The sequence below is a fragment of the Halorussus limi genome, from assembly GCF_023238205.1.
Taxonomy (GTDB): domain Archaea; phylum Halobacteriota; class Halobacteria; order Halobacteriales; family Haladaptataceae; genus Halorussus; species Halorussus limi.
The window spans coordinates 2,779,276-2,796,266 of record NZ_CP096659.1 but is presented as its reverse complement, the minus strand read 5'-3'; the positions used below and the strand labels follow the sequence as shown (position 1 = coordinate 2,796,266).

Annotated in this window: 10 protein-coding genes; 6 read left to right on the top strand and 4 right to left on the bottom strand. The window is 68.3% G+C overall.

What is annotated here, in order from left to right:
* Positions 1-333: 333 nt before the first annotated feature.
* On the top strand, positions 334-2,958 hold the full coding sequence (locus tag M0R89_RS14370) for an efflux RND transporter permease subunit (RefSeq protein ID WP_248649770.1): 2,625 nt from the start codon (positions 334-336) through the stop codon (positions 2,956-2,958).
* A gap of 52 nt (positions 2,959-3,010) precedes the next feature.
* Here the strand turns inward: M0R89_RS14370 and M0R89_RS14365 are convergent, their stop codons facing one another.
* The 4 genes from M0R89_RS14365 to M0R89_RS14350 all read right to left on the bottom strand — a co-directional run bounded on the left by M0R89_RS14365 (position 3,011) and on the right by M0R89_RS14350 (position 11,507).
* Entirely contained in the window at positions 3,011-6,097 is a 3,087-nt protein-coding gene (locus M0R89_RS14365; RefSeq protein WP_248649769.1) for a hypothetical protein, read from the bottom strand.
* Positions 6,098-6,752: 655 nt separating this feature from the next.
* Positions 6,753-7,910, bottom strand: coding sequence for a hypothetical protein (locus M0R89_RS14360; protein WP_248649768.1), 1,158 nt, complete (start codon positions 7,908-7,910; stop codon positions 6,753-6,755).
* A gap of 77 nt (positions 7,911-7,987) precedes the next feature.
* Positions 7,988-10,678 carry a COG1361 S-layer family protein gene (locus tag M0R89_RS14355; RefSeq protein WP_248649767.1) on the bottom strand — a complete coding sequence of 897 codons (2,691 nt, stop codon included), beginning with the start codon at positions 10,676-10,678 and terminating at the stop codon, positions 7,988-7,990.
* Positions 10,679-10,754: 76 nt separating this feature from the next.
* A complete protein-coding gene (locus M0R89_RS14350; RefSeq protein ID WP_248649766.1) occupies positions 10,755-11,507 on the bottom strand; it encodes a cupredoxin domain-containing protein in 753 nt (250 codons plus the stop codon).
* 108 nt (positions 11,508-11,615) lie between these two features.
* Between M0R89_RS14350 and M0R89_RS14345 the strand changes: the two genes are divergently transcribed.
* The 5 genes from M0R89_RS14345 to M0R89_RS14325 all read left to right on the top strand — a co-directional run bounded on the left by M0R89_RS14345 (position 11,616) and on the right by M0R89_RS14325 (position 16,944).
* Positions 11,616-11,960, top strand: coding sequence for a hypothetical protein (locus M0R89_RS14345; protein WP_248649765.1), 345 nt, complete (start codon positions 11,616-11,618; stop codon positions 11,958-11,960).
* Positions 11,961-12,001: 41 nt separating this feature from the next.
* Positions 12,002-12,784 (top strand): sugar phosphate isomerase/epimerase family protein, encoded by a 783-nt coding sequence (locus tag M0R89_RS14340; RefSeq protein ID WP_248649764.1) that lies wholly within the window; start codon positions 12,002-12,004, stop codon positions 12,782-12,784.
* A 115-nt stretch (positions 12,785-12,899) separates the two neighbouring features.
* Positions 12,900-13,883, top strand: coding sequence for a carbohydrate kinase family protein (locus M0R89_RS14335; RefSeq protein WP_248649763.1), 984 nt, complete (start codon positions 12,900-12,902; stop codon positions 13,881-13,883).
* Between the two features lie 197 nt (positions 13,884-14,080).
* Entirely contained in the window at positions 14,081-15,568 is a 1,488-nt protein-coding gene (locus tag M0R89_RS14330; RefSeq protein ID WP_248649762.1) for an alpha,alpha-trehalose-phosphate synthase (UDP-forming), read from the top strand.
* A 41-nt stretch (positions 15,569-15,609) separates the two neighbouring features.
* Positions 15,610-16,944 (top strand): MFS transporter, encoded by a 1,335-nt coding sequence (locus tag M0R89_RS14325; RefSeq protein WP_248649761.1) that lies wholly within the window; start codon positions 15,610-15,612, stop codon positions 16,942-16,944.
* Positions 16,945-16,991 lie beyond the last annotated feature (47 nt).

The window sequence follows — 16,991 nt, the reverse complement described above, 5'->3', positions numbered from 1 at the left end:
AGATATTTATTTTCCACTCGCCGAAGGTTCGTATCCGAAGTGGGGACGACCCGCCTCTCGTGTCCCGTCACCGCTCCGTTCGGAGATGTCTCGTGGCCGCTCCGTTCGGAGCGTCCGAACCCCGCCGTGCGCTCCCGACCGACCCGCGGGTATTTCCTGCTCGGCGTGATAATCACCTTGTACTCCGTCGCAATCGCACCGCTCGTCGCCGGAGTCCGCAGGGGAAATCCGATACGAGTCGGAAACCGGGACGGCATCCGACCGACGAGCGCACTCGGGGTCGAAGGAGACGGAGAAAAGAGTCGAACCGACGGGGAGAAGGGGGAACAGCGAGTGGCACTCGACTACCAACGCGTCATCGACTGGTTGGACGACCGCATCGTGAACCGACCGGGACGGGTCGTCGCCGTCTTCCTCGTCGTGACCGCCGTCCTCGCGGTCGGCGCGACGCAGGTCTCGACCGAGTCCGGCACCGAGAGCTTCGCCGAGGACGTGCCCGAACAGGTCGCGCTGGACGCGGTGAACCGGGAGTTCGAACCGCCCTTCGGGTCCGGAACCGCGACGACGCAACTCATCCACACCGGAGAGAACGTCCTCTCGAAGCGGGGCCTGACCCGAATGCTCACGGTTCAAGAGCGCCTCGCCAGTCGCCGCGAGGAACTCCGAATCGTCGGCGCGACCGGCCCCGCCAACGTCGTCGCGACCACGTTGAATCCCAACGCGACGACGCCCGAACAGCAACTCCGTGCGGTCGAGCGGGCGTCTCCGGCCCGCATCGACGCCGCGGTTCGGGCGGCGGCCCGCGACAACCCCTCGTTCCGGAACCTCCTCAGCGAGGACTTCAACCCCGAGTCGGCGCGGGCCTCCGCGTCGGTCACTGTCGTCGAACACGCCGTCCCGGAACTCGCCGACGACGCGGAGGCCGCCGGGACGAATCCGCTCACGCCCATCCAGCGCGAGATGCAGTCGGTCGCGGCGTCGGTCGGCGGCGACGTTCGCGTGTTCGGCGCTGGCATCGTGGACGCCGAGTTCGGGAGCGTCATCGGCGACACCCTGCTCGTCGTCGTGCCCGCCGCGACGGTCCTCATCGTCCTCTTTCTGGTGGTCGCCTACCGGGACCTCGCGGACCTCCTGCTCGGCGTCGTCGCGCTCCTGATGGCAATCGTCTGGACCTTCGGTTTCATGGGATTCGCGTCCGTCCCGTTCAACCAGATTCTCATCACGGTCCCGCCGCTGTTGCTCGCGGTCGGCATCGACTTCGGCATCCACGCGGTCAACCGCTACCGCGAGGAGCGCGTCCAGGGGTTCGGAGTCGCCGACTCGATGCGGACCGCGACCGACCAACTGCTCGTCGCCTTCTTCGTCGTCACGACCACCTCGGTCATCGGCTTCGCCTCGAATCTGACGAGCGCCCTCGTTCCCATTCGGGACTTCGGCGTGGTCGCCAGCGTCGGCATCGTCTTCACCGCGCTCATCTTCGGCGTCTTCCTCCCCGCGGCGAAGGTCCTGCTCGACTACGGCCGCGAGCGGTATCCCATCCCGACGTTCAGCCAGACCCCACTCGGTTCCGAGGAGTCGGCCCTCGGACGTGCGCTGACCGGCGGCGTCGCCGTCGCTCGGCGCGCACCCCTCGCCTTCCTCCTGTTGACCGCCGTCTTCACGGCGGGCGCGACGGGATACGCGACCGGCGTGGACACCTCGTTCAGTCAGGAGCAGTTCCTCCCGCCCGAGGAGACGCCCGACTACCTCCGCGCCCTGCCGGAACCGTTCCGGCCGAGCGAGTACACCGTCACGCGGGACATCAACTTCCTCGAAGACAACTTCGAGACCGGCGAGGACGAGGAGGTGGTCGTCTACGTCGAGGGACCGATGACCAGCGACACCGCGCTCGAAGCCATCCACCGGGCGGGCGCGGACCCGCCCGACACGTTCGTCACCGAGGACGGTCGGGCCAGCGACCGGAGCATCGTCACGGTCGTTCGGTCGCTGGCGGCCACCGACCCCGAGTTCGCCAGACTCGTCGCGCGGAACGACCGCGACGGTAACGGGATTCCGGACGACGACCTCGCCAGCATCTACGAGGCGGTCTTCGAGTCGGAGTACGAGGCCTTGGCGCGCCAGTACCTGACCGAGGACCGCCGGAGCGCGCGCGTCGTCTACTCGGTCGAAGCCGACGCCCCCGACGCGGCGGTGACCGCCGACGCCCGCCGGGTCGCCGACCGCTACCGCTACGAGGCCACCGCGACGGGCAACATCGTGGTCTTTCAGGCCGTCTCGGACCTCATCTTCGAGTCGGCCGTCGTCAGCCTCGCGGTCGCGCTCGTCGGCACCGCGGTCTTCCTCGTGGTCGTCTACTGGGTCCTCGTCGGCAGGCCGTCGCTCGGCGTCGTCAACGTCGTCCCCATCGTCGTGACCGTCGCTGCGCTCGCGGCCACGATGCGAGCGGTCGGCATCTCGCTCAACGCCTTCACCGCCACAGTCCTCGCCATCACCATCGGTCTGGGCATCGACTACTCGGTCCACGTGGTCCATCGGTTCACCGACGAACTGAGCGAGGCGGCGGAGTCGCCCCGGACCGGCGAACGAGGAGGAGACAGGTCGGCCGAGCGAAGCGAGTCCGCCGAGCGAGGCGAGCAAGCCGACCAGCGAGAGACGCTGGTCGCGCTCTCCCGGACGATTACCGGCACCGGCGGCGCGCTGACCGGGAGCATGCTCACGACCGTCTTCGGCATCGGCGTCCTCGTCCTCGCGGTGTTCCCTGCCATCGGACAGTTCGGCCTTCTCACCGCGCTCAGCGTCGTCTACTCCTATCTGGCGTCGATACTGGTCTTGCCCTCGGTGCTGGTCGTCTGGGCACGACTCTCGGGCGTGGAGTCGGGCGCTGGCGCGCGCGGAGAGTCGTCGGACGCGTCCGCTCCGAATGCGTCGGACGACGCCGCTCCCGGCGACGTAGAGTAGCGAAAAAAGCGCGCGTCGGAAGTCGGTCGAGTCGTCGGTGACGGTCGGCGAGTTACGCCGGACCGCTGACGACTGCCGGAGCGACCATCGACGAGTTGTTCCCGGACGCGTCCGGAAGGTCGCCGGGCTGGACCTCGTCGCCGTTGAGGATGAACGTCGCGTTGCTCAGGTCGCCCTCGGCGGAGATGTCGCTGATTTGGCCGACGAAGTTGTAGGCGTCGGCCGCGTCGCCGTCACCGACCTGTCCCGTGACGGTCGAGTCCTGAACGTCGTCGCTCTCCTCGGTCTGGTCGCTGACCGCCTCGACCGTGCCCGCGAAGGAGATGCTGTAGTTCAGCGTCACTCCTTCGCTCCGGATTTCGAGCGTGTTTCCTGCCTGTGCCCCTTGCTGATTCTGGTTACCCGCGGCGGCGTCCGTCTCGTTGGCTGCTTGGGTCGTCTCGTTACCCGCCGCGGTGTCTTCATTTCCCGCTGTCGTGGTCGTAGTCGTGGTTTCGTTGTCACCCGCTTCGGTCTGGTTCGTCGTAGTGGTGGTCGTCTCGTTCTGCTGGCCCTGCTCGACGACTTGGAACTGGACGATGTCGGTGTTGTCGCCGTCGTCGATTTCCATCGTGTAGGTACCGGGCTGGATGCCCTCGGTACTCAGGTTGACCGACCAGATGCCGTTGCGGCCCCACTGGTCGACCGCCGCCGAGTCGAACTCGTCGGCGCTCGGGCCGTCGATGATTTCGACCGTGATGGTGTTGTCGTCGGGCTTGCGGTTCGTCACGCCCTCGACCACCATCGTCTGACCCGCTTCGATGGGGACGATGCGCGACTGGAGGCCGGGTTGGCTGCTGACGTTCGCCTCGTCCTGCGGCACGATGGCCGAGACCGAGGTCGCGGCGTCGGCGTAGCGGAACGACTGCCGAAGCCGCAGGTCGTCGCTACCCGCTTCGCCGGTCGTCTCGTCGATGATACGGGCGACGACTTGGTCCTGCGTCAGCCCGGTGCTGAAGCTCTTGATCCAGTTCTCGAGCGCCGCGAGGTCGGACTGGTCCTGACCGGGCACGACGCCGTCACCGACGACGGTGTCGCGGCCCAGACCGATGACCATCCCGGTAATCTCGCCCTCGTTGAGTTCGCGTCCCTCCTCGTTGATGAGTTCGATGTCGTCCTCTTCGAATATGTCGTTGTCGTCCACGCTGACCGTCTCGGTGACGATACGTCCGCGCGAGTCGACCATCACGACGAGGACCTCTTCGAGGCCGGGCGCGACGCCCGTGACCTCGACGGTGCCGTCCTCGACGGCGATCTGCTCGTTGTAGGTGCGGAAGACCCACGTCGGGTTCTCGTTCGTCACCGGAGTGTTCTGCCGTATCCGCTGGTCGTCCTGCGCCGTCTGGTTGTCCTGCGTCTGGTTGTCCTGCGTCTGGTTGTCCTGCGTCGTGTTGTTTCCGTCCTGCATCGCCGCGGGCGCGCCGATACCGAACGACGCGACCATCGAACTGTTGTTAGTGGCGCCGAGCGTCGGCTCGGTGACGATGATGGACGTCTGCTCGCTAGTGGCGCTGCTGAACTCGGACGTGGACAGTTGCTCCTGGACGGTGCCGTTCTGCCCGACGACGTCGTCACCTTCGACGACGCCGATGCGGTACCGACCGGGGATGCTCAGCACGTCGCTGGCCTGCGAGAGCGTCACGTCACGCTCCTCCCACTCGCCGTCGGAGTCCACGTTGATGAGGTCCTGCTGGTTGAGTTGGCCGTCCTCGTTGATGTCGGCCAGTTCCCAGTCGCCTTGGTCGCGGACGTAGATGGCGACCTCGTCGACGCCGGGCGCGGCGGTACCGCGCGCGTCGACTTCCTGTCCGGCGATGTAGGTCCCCGCCGGACTCTCGAAGGTCAGGCCGCCCTGCACGACGTTGAGCGTCCGGTCGTCCTCGGTGTCGCCCGCGTCTTGCGCGATGTCGGTGAGGTTCTGGCCCTCCTGGTAGAGGTTCACGTCGACGTTCGTGTCGTCGAGGTACGAGGTGTCGATCTGACCGACGCCGAGACCGGTGTCCTCGTTGACCTCGATCTGGGCCCACGCGAGGTCGGAACTGCCGTCGTTGTTCGTGTCGAGCGTCCCGCGGTCGATGACGTCCTCCACGTCGCGGAACACGTTCTCGTTGACCTGATTGTTCCGGAAGTCGTTGTCTTCGATGGTGACGATGTGAGACGCGCCCGCCGTCGAACCGCGGACGGTGTAGCGGACGTTCTGGCCGCGCGTGGCCTCGTCACCTTCGAGGTCGAGCGCGACGTTCGTCTCACCGGTCACCGAGACGACCGTCGAACGGGTCGCCGACTCCTGATTCAGGTTGTCCCATCCCTCGACGGTGATGGTGTAGTCGCCCGAACTCTGGTCGCTCAGGTCGATGGCCCAGTACGCCGACTGGACGCTGGTGTTGTTCGTCTCGAGTTGGGTGTTGTTGAACTGACCGATGCCCTGCAGGTACTCGATGCCCGTGCCGGTGCCCCGCTGACCGGGGTTGTCTATCTTCTCCGGGTATTGGGCGTACGCGCCGTTGAGTTCCTGCAGTTGCGCGTCCGAGAGCGACTCGACGTTGGTCAGCACGTCGCCGGTTATCTCGTTACCGTTCTCGTCGGTGACTTCGAGCGAGAGGTCCTCGGCGTTCTGGAAGTTCCAGTCGGCCTTGACGAGGAGCGTCTCGTCCTCCTGAACCGTCGAGCCTTCGACGTCGATACCGCGCTCGTTGAAGAGTTCGAGGTCGGTCACTCGCGGCTTCTGGACGGTGACGCCGATGTTACTGCGCTGGCCGTTGACGGCGTACTGGCCGAGTTCCTGGTCCTCCGGAACGGGCGATTCGAGCGGAATGCCCTCCGCGTCGCCCGAGACTCCGATGAGTTGCGACGGGTCTATCGGCTGGCCGTTGTCCTGTACGAAGTTGATGTCTTCCTCACCTTGGAAGACGACCGGTTTCTCCTCCGACGCGACGACCGTGTTCGGTCCACCGACGCCCGGGTTGAACGTCGGGTCCTGTCCGCCTCGCTGCACGTCTGCGCCGAGGACCGCCCCCGACATGGCTACCGTCGAAAGTACCAGTATCGCCGTGAGTGCGAGCGCACTCGCCTTCTTTCTCGTTATCCGTATGCGTGTCATGTTTGATATTTCCGTATGCGGGTCATGTTTGATATTGGTCGCTGATACGGGACTCCCCCTATCAGTGTTCGAGCGCCGGTTCCCCCCATCCCATCGTCGTCGTTCGTCAGGTCGTCGTCACCGCGTCCTGAGTCTCGCAGGTTTCACCTCGGAAAAGGCGGACGCCAGATGAGTGCATAAAAAGCGCAGACCGTTTTTCGCCACCCCGAGTAAGTATCGGCTAATACCGAAAGGACATCCCTAACTACTCGACTGAAACCCCGATTACTCACATAGGGAGAGAATATCCCGCCGTGGTATCCGGGATAGGCCGAGGGTAGTATCGAGATTCGGTCACTCTCTTCTGAGAATCGGTCTCGCGGCCTCGGCGCGGTTCGGCGACGAACCACGCCACAGAACGTCGTGTTACGCCGCTTTTCTCCGAGAGTGAACTCGCTGGAGCTGTCATCGGAATAATTGTTAGCCGAGAGGTAGGTTAGGGTAACTCAACTGGGATGTCGAGTTTCCGCGAGGAGGACGGTTCGGCGTCGCCGGGGTGTCGCTCGGGTGCGCTTATATGCGGTTATCCGCCGATTGCCACCGGGTGTGACGGACGGCCGCGAGTCAGTCGGAGGCTACCGTCGGTAATCGACCGTAGCGCGCTGGCAAACCGTCGTTACCGCGCAGAGAACGATTCCGCGAACAGTCCGCCCGAGAAAAACGAGATACGACGGTGACTTCCGACGCTCCCGTTTTCGGCCGTCGTATTCGCAGTCGTCGCGTTCTCGACCGTCGCGTTTCCGACCCGCGGGAGGATTCTCACGCGTACGCTGTCGCTGGACGCGCCGTCCTCGGCCTCGATGGTGTAGACGCCCGGTTGCACGTCCGCCGCGTCGAGTTCGACTCGCCAGACGCCGTCGGTGCCCCACGTTTCGGTCGCGGCGAGGTCGAAGGCGTCGGCGCTCGGCCCCGAGACCACCTCGACGAAGACCGTATTGTCCTCGGGTCTGCGGTTCGTCAGTCCACGGACGACCAGCGTGTCGCCGACGCGAATCGGTTCGACCGGTCCCGTCGCGTTCCCCGCCGACCGAGGAGCGACGCGTTCGATGCTCGTCCGCGCGTCGGTGTAGACGAACTCCTCGGCCAGCAGGAGGTCGTCGCTCCCGGCGTCCTCGACGGTCTGGTCGTAGTAGAGTTCGACCAGTTGTCGCTGCGTCCGCGAGACGACCCTGCCGCCCGACCGCTGGCCGACCGTCTCGCGGAATGCCGCCGCGAACGCCGCGAGGTCGGCCTCGGTCGCGTTCCCGACTTCGCCGTCGCCGACCTGCGCGTCCCGGCCGGGCGAGAGGACCGTCGCCACGACCCGGCCCTCGGCGAGCGGAGTCCCGTCGGCGACGAGTTCGAGGTCTTCCTCCTCGAACGTCCCGTCGTCGCCGACCGAGACCGACTCCGTGAGGACCCGGCCCCTGCGGTCGAACAGCGCGACCAGCACCTCGTCGGTTTCCGTCGCGGTTCCCCGGACCGTCACGGTGGCGTCTTCCGTCGCCACCTGCCCGGCGATGTCCCGGAAGACCGTCGCGTCGAACGTCGGACCTGTCCGATTGGCGCTGTCCGCGCTGTCGTTTTCCGCGGCGTCGGTGGTCGCCCGCTGGCCGGGGTCGGTAGAGGAAACGGACCGCTCGTCGAGGTCGGCGAGAGTCGCCTGCCGGACCTGCGACCCTCGTTCGCCGGCCGGCGTCGCGGTCGCCATCGACAGCGAGAGCGCCGCGAGCAGTGCGACGCTGACCGCGAGGGCGACCCGCAGACGGCGTCGCTGGCGGGACGAGTCGGCCATTGGACTCGTCTATCGACGCGACCGCCCAAGAAGTTCGCGGCGAAGTTCGGTCCGTCGCGGGCGAGCGACCCCGCGACTCACGGGAGCAACTTCGCGATGGTCTCGTGCTTCCACCAGACCAGCGCCCCGAGGGCGACCACCAGCACGGCGAACCCGACCAGCGCGGGCGAAACCGAACCCGTCGGAAGCGGCAGACCTCCGCCCTGTCGCTCGACTACCTCGACGGGCACCCGGTAGGTGTCCGAGAGGACGGTGTCGCCCCGCGCGTCCTCGTAGGTGAAATCGACCGAGACCGGGTAGACCTTCGGAATCGACCCGCCCGCGGCGGCGACCCGGAACTTCATCGTCGTGGACTCACCTGCCGCGAGTCGGGAGACGAACGCCTCGTCGTTGTCGCTCGACAGGGGGTCGCTGGCGAACAGTTTCGCCTCCACGTCCCGGAGCGTCTGGTTCGCGGTGTTCGTGACTCGGAGTTCGACGACCTCCGAGGAACCGACGGGAACCGTCGCGTTGACCGGTTCGACCCGGAACTCGTCGCGTTCGGGGGCCACCACGACCCGGGAGTCTATCGTGTCGCTCGTGCGCAGGTCGCCGTTCCGGTTCCGGTAGCGCACGCGGTAGGTCACCTGACGCGGTCCCGGTTCGGCCTCGCCGCTCACGTCGAGGGTGTACTCGAAGGGCACCGACTCGTTCGGTCCGAGTCGGCCGAGCGCGTACTCGGACTCCCGGGCGTCGAGGTTCGGGTTGTTCGTCTGGAGAACGAGGACCGCGTTCGAGACCGGTCGTTCGCCCCGGTTCGTGACTCGCCCGGAGATTTCGCCGGTCTCGCCCACCCTGAGCGTGCCGTTGGCGCTCTCGACGCCGAAGGTCTGTTCCGCGCCGACCGCGACCCGCGCGTCGAGGCCCTCGCTGAGACGCAGGTCGCCGTCCCGGTTCCGGTAGCGCACGAAGAACGACGCCTGCCGCGGGCCGGGTTCGGAGGTGTTGGGCACGTCCACGGTAACGTTGAAATTGGCGGCCTCGCCCGGTTCGAGGCGGCCGACCGCGACCTCCTGTTCGCGGGGAACGAGGTCGGAACTTCCGCCGAAGACGACCACGGCGTTCGAGACCGATACGTTCGCGGTGTTGACCACCGTTCCCGACACCGTGCCCGCGTCGCCGACCTGCAGGTCGGCGCTCACGTTCCGAACCGCGAAGGTCCGCTCGCCCGCGACCGACACCGCGGCGTCGAACGAGTCGGAGTACCGAATCTCGTTGTCGGCGTTCCGGTAGCGAACTCGGAACGAGACCGGCCTGACCCCGGGGTTCGACTGGTTGGGCACCGCGACCTCGAACTCGAAAGCGGCCGACTCGTTCGGCGCGAGGTCGCCGAGGGCGTACTCGCGCTCGGCCGGTTCAAGCCCCGAGTCCTGCGTCTGGAGGACGACGACCGCGTCCGAGACGTTGGTCTCGCCCGTGTTGAGGACGGTGCCCGAGACCGTACCCGAGTCGCCCGCGACGAGTCCGGACGCGGTCGCGGCCACGTCGAAGGTCTGTTCGCGGGCGACCGCGACCGGCACGTCGATGGGGGCGCTCGTCCGCTGGTCGCCCCCCGCGTTCCGGTACTGGACTCGAATCGGGATGCGGCGCGGTCCGGCGTCGGTCCCGTTCGCGGTGTCGACCCGGAACGAGAAGTTGACCGACTCGCCCGCCGCGAGGTCGCCGACCGCGAACTCGGTCTCCCGCGGTCGGAAACTGGAGTTCTCGCCGCCGACGACGACCACCGCGTCCGAGACGTTGGTCTCTCCCGTGTTGACCAACCGACCGCTGACCACGCCGGTCTCGCCGACCCGGAGCGTGGTGTGGACGCCTCTGACCGCGAAGGTCTGTTCGCCTCCGACCGCGACCCCGAACGTGAGCGGTCTGGAGCGTTCCTGCACGCCGTTCGGGTTGGTGTACGCGACCGAGGCGTCGGCGAGGTAGGTCCCCGGCGCGGTGTCCCGACTCGCCCCGACGGTGACGTTCGCTATCTCGGTCTCGCCGGGGTCGATTCGCTCGAAGAAGACGCTGGTCCGCTGTTGGGGGTCGTCCGCGCCGCCGAAGAAGACCGAGGTGTTGGCGACCGACAACTGGACCCGCGCGTTCGTCGCGGCCGTGGTCCCCTCGTTGGTGACTGCTATCTGGTACGTTGCGGTGTCGCCCGCCGAGACCCGGGTCAGGTTCCGGGCGCGGATGTCGAACTGCGGCCGGTCCTCGACGACGAGGGTGAAGTAGGCGGTCTCGGTCCGCTGGGTGTCGCCGTACTCGGGCGCGCGGCCCGGTCCGTACCGGACGAAGTTGGTGTAGTCGTAGGTCACTTCGACCGGAATCCGGTAGGTCCCCGGCGGCACCGACTCCGGAATCTCGACGTTGAACCCGAACGGCCCGGAGACGCCCTCCGGAACGCTCCCGGCGAACACCTCGCCGGTATCGACCTGCAACTCGCCCGCGAGTTCCTCGGGGAGACGGTCGTCCAGAACGTCGAGTCTGACGTTCCGCGCTGTCGTGACGCGTTCCTCGAACTCGGGGGGACCGCCGCGGTCGAGGTCGCCGTTGTTCGAGACGAACACCTCGACGACGGCCTGCTCGCCCGGTCCGAACCGGTTCTCGGTCGCGGAGAGTTCGATGTTGGGGCGGCCGACGACCGTTCCCTCCTCCTGTGCGAGCGACCGGTCGGCGGGACCGACCGCGGGGAGGACGCCCGCCGCGACGACCAGTCCGGTGACGAGAAACAGGGCGGTGGTTCTCATACCCGTGCGTGCGTTCCGGAAGGCAATAACGCCCTGCGCGGTCGTCGCCGCTTGAACTCCGGAAACGGTCGATTAGTTACGGTCTGGTCGTCGTTTCCCCGCCGCGGTCGTCGCCCCGCGAGAAGAGGAACAGCGCGAACAGGAGCGGCGAGAGGAACGCGAGCGCGAGACCGGCGACCAACACCAGCGCGCCGAACGAGAGCGACGAGAAGATGCCGCCGCCCTCACCGCCGCTGCCTTCGACCTGCCCGGTCACGTTCAGGTCGCCTATCATCGACGTCGGGTGGACGGTGCAGACGTACTGGGCCATGTTGCTGGTCGCGGTGAACGTGATGGAGGCGGTCGCGCCCTCTTCGAGGATGGTGTCGCTCTGCTGGATGACGTTCTCCTCGTCGTCGTAGATGGCGATGTTGTGGGGCGCGCCGTCGATGTTCTCGAACCAGAACTCGTACTCCTGTCCGGCCTGCAACTCGATGGTCGGGTTCGACTCCCCCTCGATGGCCGCGGGCGCTCGGCCCCGCCACGCCGCCACCTCGCCGCCGAATCGGTAGGTCTGGGTCTGTGCCGAGACGTCGTCGGCGGCGAACGCGGCGCCCGCTCCCGCCGCGGCAGTCGCACCGCTCGCCCGGATGAACGTCCGGCGGGTCACGCCGTCGTCCACGGTTCCGCCGTCGTCCCCCCTCGTTTCGCCGTCGCTCCCGGTTCCGCCGTCACTCTCGGGAGTCGCGCCGTCCCCGTCCGCTCCGCGGTCGCGCCCCGACTCCGTCCCGGTCCCGCCACCGGTTCCCGTTGAGTCCCCGCGCTCCGCAGACGTAGAATCCCCAGTCATCGGTTCTCCCCGGGACTTGGCCGCGAGTCCGTAAGAGTCCACGGGCCACCGGAGGCGGCCAGCGCGGCCGAGAGAGCTTTGACCGTGGCTCCGGTACGGGTTCGGAAGATGGGACTCCGCTCGCGGGCCGACCGACCGGCGCGGATGCACGCCACCGACGTTCGGGCGGGCGCGGCGTTTCGAGTCGTCTCCGAACCGCTCGCGTTCTACCCGGCGGTCGAGTTTCAGGAGGGCGAGTCGTTCCTCGCCGACTTCTTCTGGAACGACTACGAGACGCGAATCGCGCGCTACGCGGGCACCAACGAGTTCGTGCTGTTCTACCCGCCGAAGGCGGCCGAGGTGGAGTCGGGCGACCGGTTCGTCCTCGGCGAGGTCGTCGGGAAGGTCCGGATGGACCTCGGTCTCGTCCGGGTGACGTTCCGGCCGGCGGGCGACCAGAGCGCCTCGGAGTGACCCCCGAAAACGACTAACTGCCCGGCGGTCGTCCCACCGGCATGGACGCGACCATCGGCTTCGTCACCCAACTCGGGATGGACTACGAGACGGCCTTCGACGTGGCCGCTGAGGCGGACTTCGACTTCGTGGAACTGCTGATGGACGGCGACCACGAGCGCCGGAGCCTCGACCCCGACGCAGTGCGCGAGGCGGCCGCGGAACGAGACCTCGACCTGCTGGTCCACCTCCCGTTCGCGCTCGACGTGGGGTCGGCCTACGAACACGTCCGCGAGGGCGCGGTCCGGGAACTCGTCGCGGCGGCCGAGACCGCGGCCGAGATGGGCGCACTGAAGGGCGTCGCCCACGCCAACTCGAAGGCGTGGAGTCCCGCGTGGGACGCCACCGACCTGCGCGAAATCGTCCTCGAATCGGTCCGCGAGGTGGACGCCGAGACGCCCGACGGCTTCGAGGTCTGCTTCGAGAACATCCCGCGCGGGGCCTTCTCGACCGGGAACTTTCAGGACCTCTTCGCCGACACCGACGCCGCGATGACCCTCGACACCGGCCACGCCCGCGTGGACGGTCTCGACTCGGCCGCGACGGCGAAGTTCGTCGCACGGCACGCCGACCGCATCTCGCACTTCCACCTCAACGACACCCGGAAGGCCCAAGACGAACACCTGCCGTTCGGCGCGGGCACCATCGACTTCGAGCAGGTGCTCGGTGCGCTCCCCGACGACTGGTCGGGGACGCTCTCGCTGGAGGTGTTCACGCTGGACTACGGCTACATCGGCGTGAGCAAGAAATATCTGAACGACGTCCTCGAAACGGTGGAGTCGTGACTGCGAGGTCGAATCGTGACCGCGAGCGCGTCGTCTGGCGGAACCCGGTCCGACCGCCGGAGTCGCGGTAGCGGACTGAATACTTTTCCGCGCCCCGGCGATAGCTTGGAGACGCATGACCGATTCGGACCCCGACATCCTCGTGGCAGGCGAAGCCCTTATCGACTTCCTGCCGGATTCGCCCGGCCCGCTCGCAGACGTGGCGAACTTCTCGCGGCGCGCGGGCGGCGCGCCCGCGAACGTCGCGGTCGCGCTGGCGCGACTCGACGACCCGCCGTGGTTCTGGACTCGCGTCGGCGAGGACCCCTTCGGCGACTACCTCGCGGAGACGCTGGCCGAGTTCGGCGTCCCCGACCGGTTCGTCGAGCGCGACCCGACCGCCAAGACCGCGCTGGCGTTCGTCAGCCACGACGCGGACGCCGACCGCGAGTTCACCTTCTACCGAGACGGGACCGCGGACACGCGGGTCGAACCCGGCGGCGTCCCGGACGAGATGCTAGAGTCGGTCTCGTGGGTCTACGTCGGCGGCGTGATGCTCGCGGCCGACCCCGGCCGGACGGCCACGCTGGACCTCGCACAGCGCGCGACCGAGCGCGACTGCACCGTGGTCTTCGACCCCAACGCCCGGCCGGAACTCTGGGAGTCGGAGGCGGCGTTCGGCGAGCGCGTCCGCGAGATGCTCGCGTTCGCCGACGTGGTGAAGGCCACGCCCGAGGAGTTGCGGGCCGCCGGATTCGAGGGCGAGTCGCCCGAGGCGCTCGCCGAGGGAGTCATCGAGACCGGACCCCACACCGTCCTGCTGACGCTCGGCGGCTCGGGGGCGTTCGCCCGCGCGACCGACGACGCCCCGTGGGGCGCGGGCGCGGCATCACACGGCGGGTTCGAGGTCGAATCGGTCGCCGACACCACGGGCGCGGGCGACGCCTTCACCGCGGGTGCGCTCTCTGCGCTCGCGGCCCGGACGCGCGGCGATTCGATCGAGACGTCGCTCTCGAAGGTCCTCGGCTTCGCGAACGCGGTGGCGGCGGTCACGACCACCGCGCCGGGCGCGATGACCGCGCTCCCGACCCGCGAGGAGGTCCGGAAATTTCGGGAGTGACTCGGGCACTCCGGAAGTGACCCGGCCGACCCGCTCGACCCCAAACGGGAAGGGCGCGTACGTCGTTATCAGACGGAAATGCGCTCACCGACCGATATCCGACCGACTGTGCGGGGGAGTCCGCGACGACTGCGCCGCACTGCGCCGGAACGCGACTGCCGACCCGACCCCCGCCGGAGCGACCTCCCACCGACGACATGACGGGCGACCAACCGCCGGACGGCGGTCCGGCCCCGACCGAGGGACTGGTCGTCGTCTCGAACCGCGAACCGTACAGCCACTCGTACGACGGCGACGAAATCACGGTCGAACGGCCGGTCGGCGGACTGACCGCCGGTCTCGACCCGGTCATGCAGCGAGCGTCGGGGACGTGGGTCGCGTGGGGCGACGGCGAGGCCGACCGGGAGGTGGTGGACGAGGACGACCGCGTCCGGGTGCCGCCCGAGGACCCGTCCTACACGCTCCGTCGCATCTGGCTCGACGACGACGAGGTAGAGGAGTACTACTACGGCTACAGCAATCAGGTGCTGTGGCCGCTCTGTCACAGCGACCGGGGCCGAATCACCTACGAACCACGGTTCTGGAAGCGTTACCGCGACGTCAACAGGCGCTTCGCCGAGGCGGCCAGCGAGGAGGCCGACTCCGGGTCGCTAATCTGGTTTCAGGACTACCACTTCGGACTCGCGCCCGAGATGGTCCGGCGGGACCGCGGCGAGGAGGTCACGCTGGCGCACTTCTGGCACATCCCGTGGCCGACGTGGGACGACTTCCGGGTGTGTCCCCAGAGCGAGCAGTTGCTGGAGGGCCTGCTGGCCAACGACCTGCTGGGCTTCCACGTCGACCGGTTCTGCGCCCAGTTCCTCGAGGGCGTCGACGCCTGCTTCGACGACGCCGTCATCGACTGGGACGCCGGCGTGGTTCACCGCGGCGACACGCCGACGCTGGTCGAGTCGTTCCCGATGGGCGTGGACGCCGACCGAATCCAGCGACTCGCCGACAGCGGCGAGGCCGAGGCGTTCTGGGACTCGTTTCGCGACGAGCGTGGCATCGACGCCGACGCCATCGTCGCCGTCGGCGTCGACCGCCTCGACTACACGAAGGGCATCCCCGAGCGCCTCCGGGCCATCGAGTACTTCCTCGACTCGTACCCCGAGTTCCGCGGGGAGTTCGTCTACGTCCAGAAGGCCAGCGAGAGCAGGAGCGAGATTCCGGCGTATCGGGAGATTCAGCGCGAGGTGGCCGAGACCGCCGAGCGCGTCAACGACCGGTTCGGGACCGACGAGTGGAAACCGGTGGTCAACGTCACGGAGATGCTCCCCGCGACGGCGCTCTACAGTCTCTACCGCCACGCGGACCTCGCGCTGGTCAGTTCGGTCCGGGACGGGATGAACCTCGTCGCCGAGGAGTACGTCGCGTCCCAGTTGGAGAACGAGGGGGCGCTGGTCCTCTCGGACTTCGCGGGCGTGGACGACACGCTCGGCGACTACGCCTACACCATCAACCCGTACGCCACCGAGGAGTTCGCCGAGACCATCCACCAGACGATTACCGACTCGCCCACGGAGCGGCGCAACCGCATGCGCCAGATGCGCCAACTCGTGGCGGCGTACGACCTCGACGCGTGGATGGACGACATCTTCGAGACCGTGGCGGAACTCCGGGCCGAGAGCGCCGACTCCGGGTAATTTCACGGCCTTTACGTATCGGGCTTTCGTGAACTCCGCCGATGAGACACCGCTGGCTCTACGCGTGGGGACTCGGGTCGGTCGCGCTCGGCGCTGCTTCCCTGCTCGTTCCGCTCTACGTCGTCGCGCTCGGGGGCGACCCCGTGGCGCTCGGTCTGCTCGCTGCGAGCGCGGCGCTGCTGGGGACTCCGGGCGCACTCCTCTGGGGCCGGGTCGCCGACCGGACCGCCGACCGCCGGCCGGTGGTCGTCGGGAGTCTGGTCGGGGTCGCGGCGTCGCTCGCGGCGATTCCGCTCGTCGAGTCGGTGACCGCGGTCCTCGCGCTCAACGCCCTGCTCTGGTTCGTCTCGGCGGCGGGCGGACCGGTGTTGACCCTGCTGGTAGTCGCCGACGCGCCCGAGTCGGAGTGGTCGCGCAGAATCGCCGCGCTCAACAAGTACCAAGGGTACGGGTGGGCGGGCGGTCTGGTCCTCGGCACCGCGTGGCTCGGAGTCCTCGCGCCCCGGTTCGCCTCCCCGCTCGCGGCGAGGCAGTGGCTGTTCGCGGTCTGCGGCGCGCTCGCGGCGGTGTCGGCCGCGGCGGCCGCGAAGTGGGTCCCGTCGGTCTCGCCCGCGGCGGCGGACCTCGGACGGGGCCAGCGCAGGCGGGTCGCGCGACTCCTCTCGCGGACCCAGCGGAACGCCAAGACGGCGACGTTCGCGTTCACGCCGAATCGGCTCTACTGGACCACGCTCGGGATTCGGCCGCGTCGGCTCGTCGGGCGCTTCACCCCGCGGCTCACCGCGTACTTCCTCGCCGTCGCGCTGTTCTCGACCGGGTTCGCCACGTTCTGGGCGCCGCTCCCGGCGTACCTCTCGACCGCCGGCCACGGCGGCGACGCGACGTTCGGCCTGTATCTCGCCACGAGTCTCGCGTCGGCGCTCTGCTACGGCGTCGTCGGCGAGTTGAGCGACCGCTTCGACGTGCGACTGTTCCAGAGCGCCGCGTTAGGAGTCAGGGCCCTCGCCTTCCCCGCGGTCGCCGTCGTCGGGTCCGCCGCGGGCGCCGTCGGTCTGACCGCGAACGGCGGGGTCTTCGCGCTCCTCGGCGTGACGTGGGCCGTCATCGCCGTGACGGGGACCGGTCTGGTGACGCGTCTCGCGCCCGCGTCGCTCCGCGGGGAGTCGCTCGGCGTCCACGCCGCGCTGGTGGCCGCGTCCGGCGGCGTCGGCGGCTTGCTTGGCGGGTGGGCCGCGCAGTTCGGCTACGGCGTCGCCTTCGCCGTCGCGGGCGCGCTGGTCGCCGCGGGTGCGGTCGTGGTGGCCGCGCTCCGGGGACTGTCGACGGCGGGCGGGTCCGGCGTCGCGACCGCCGGAAGCGAGTCGGGCACGGACTGAGTCGGCAGAGCCGTCGCAGTCGCAGTCGTCGCGGAGCAAATCTTCGG

Coding starts and splice junctions, on each gene's coding strand:
- M0R89_RS14365 (WP_248649769.1), bottom strand. CDS start 6,097: ATGACACGCATACGGATAACGAGAAAGAAGGCGAGTGCGCTCGCACTC.
- M0R89_RS14360 (WP_248649768.1), bottom strand. CDS start 7,910: ATGGCCGACTCGTCCCGCCAGCGACGCCGTCTGCGGGTCGCCCTCGCG.
- M0R89_RS14355 (WP_248649767.1), bottom strand. CDS start 10,678: ATGAGAACCACCGCCCTGTTTCTCGTCACCGGACTGGTCGTCGCGGCG.
- M0R89_RS14350 (WP_248649766.1), bottom strand. CDS start 11,507: ATGACTGGGGATTCTACGTCTGCGGAGCGCGGGGACTCAACGGGAACC.
- M0R89_RS14345 (WP_248649765.1), top strand. CDS start 11,616: ATGGGACTCCGCTCGCGGGCCGACCGACCGGCGCGGATGCACGCCACC.
- M0R89_RS14340 (WP_248649764.1), top strand. CDS start 12,002: ATGGACGCGACCATCGGCTTCGTCACCCAACTCGGGATGGACTACGAG.
- M0R89_RS14335 (WP_248649763.1), top strand. CDS start 12,900: ATGACCGATTCGGACCCCGACATCCTCGTGGCAGGCGAAGCCCTTATC.
- M0R89_RS14330 (WP_248649762.1), top strand. CDS start 14,081: ATGACGGGCGACCAACCGCCGGACGGCGGTCCGGCCCCGACCGAGGGA.
- M0R89_RS14325 (WP_248649761.1), top strand. CDS start 15,610: ATGAGACACCGCTGGCTCTACGCGTGGGGACTCGGGTCGGTCGCGCTC.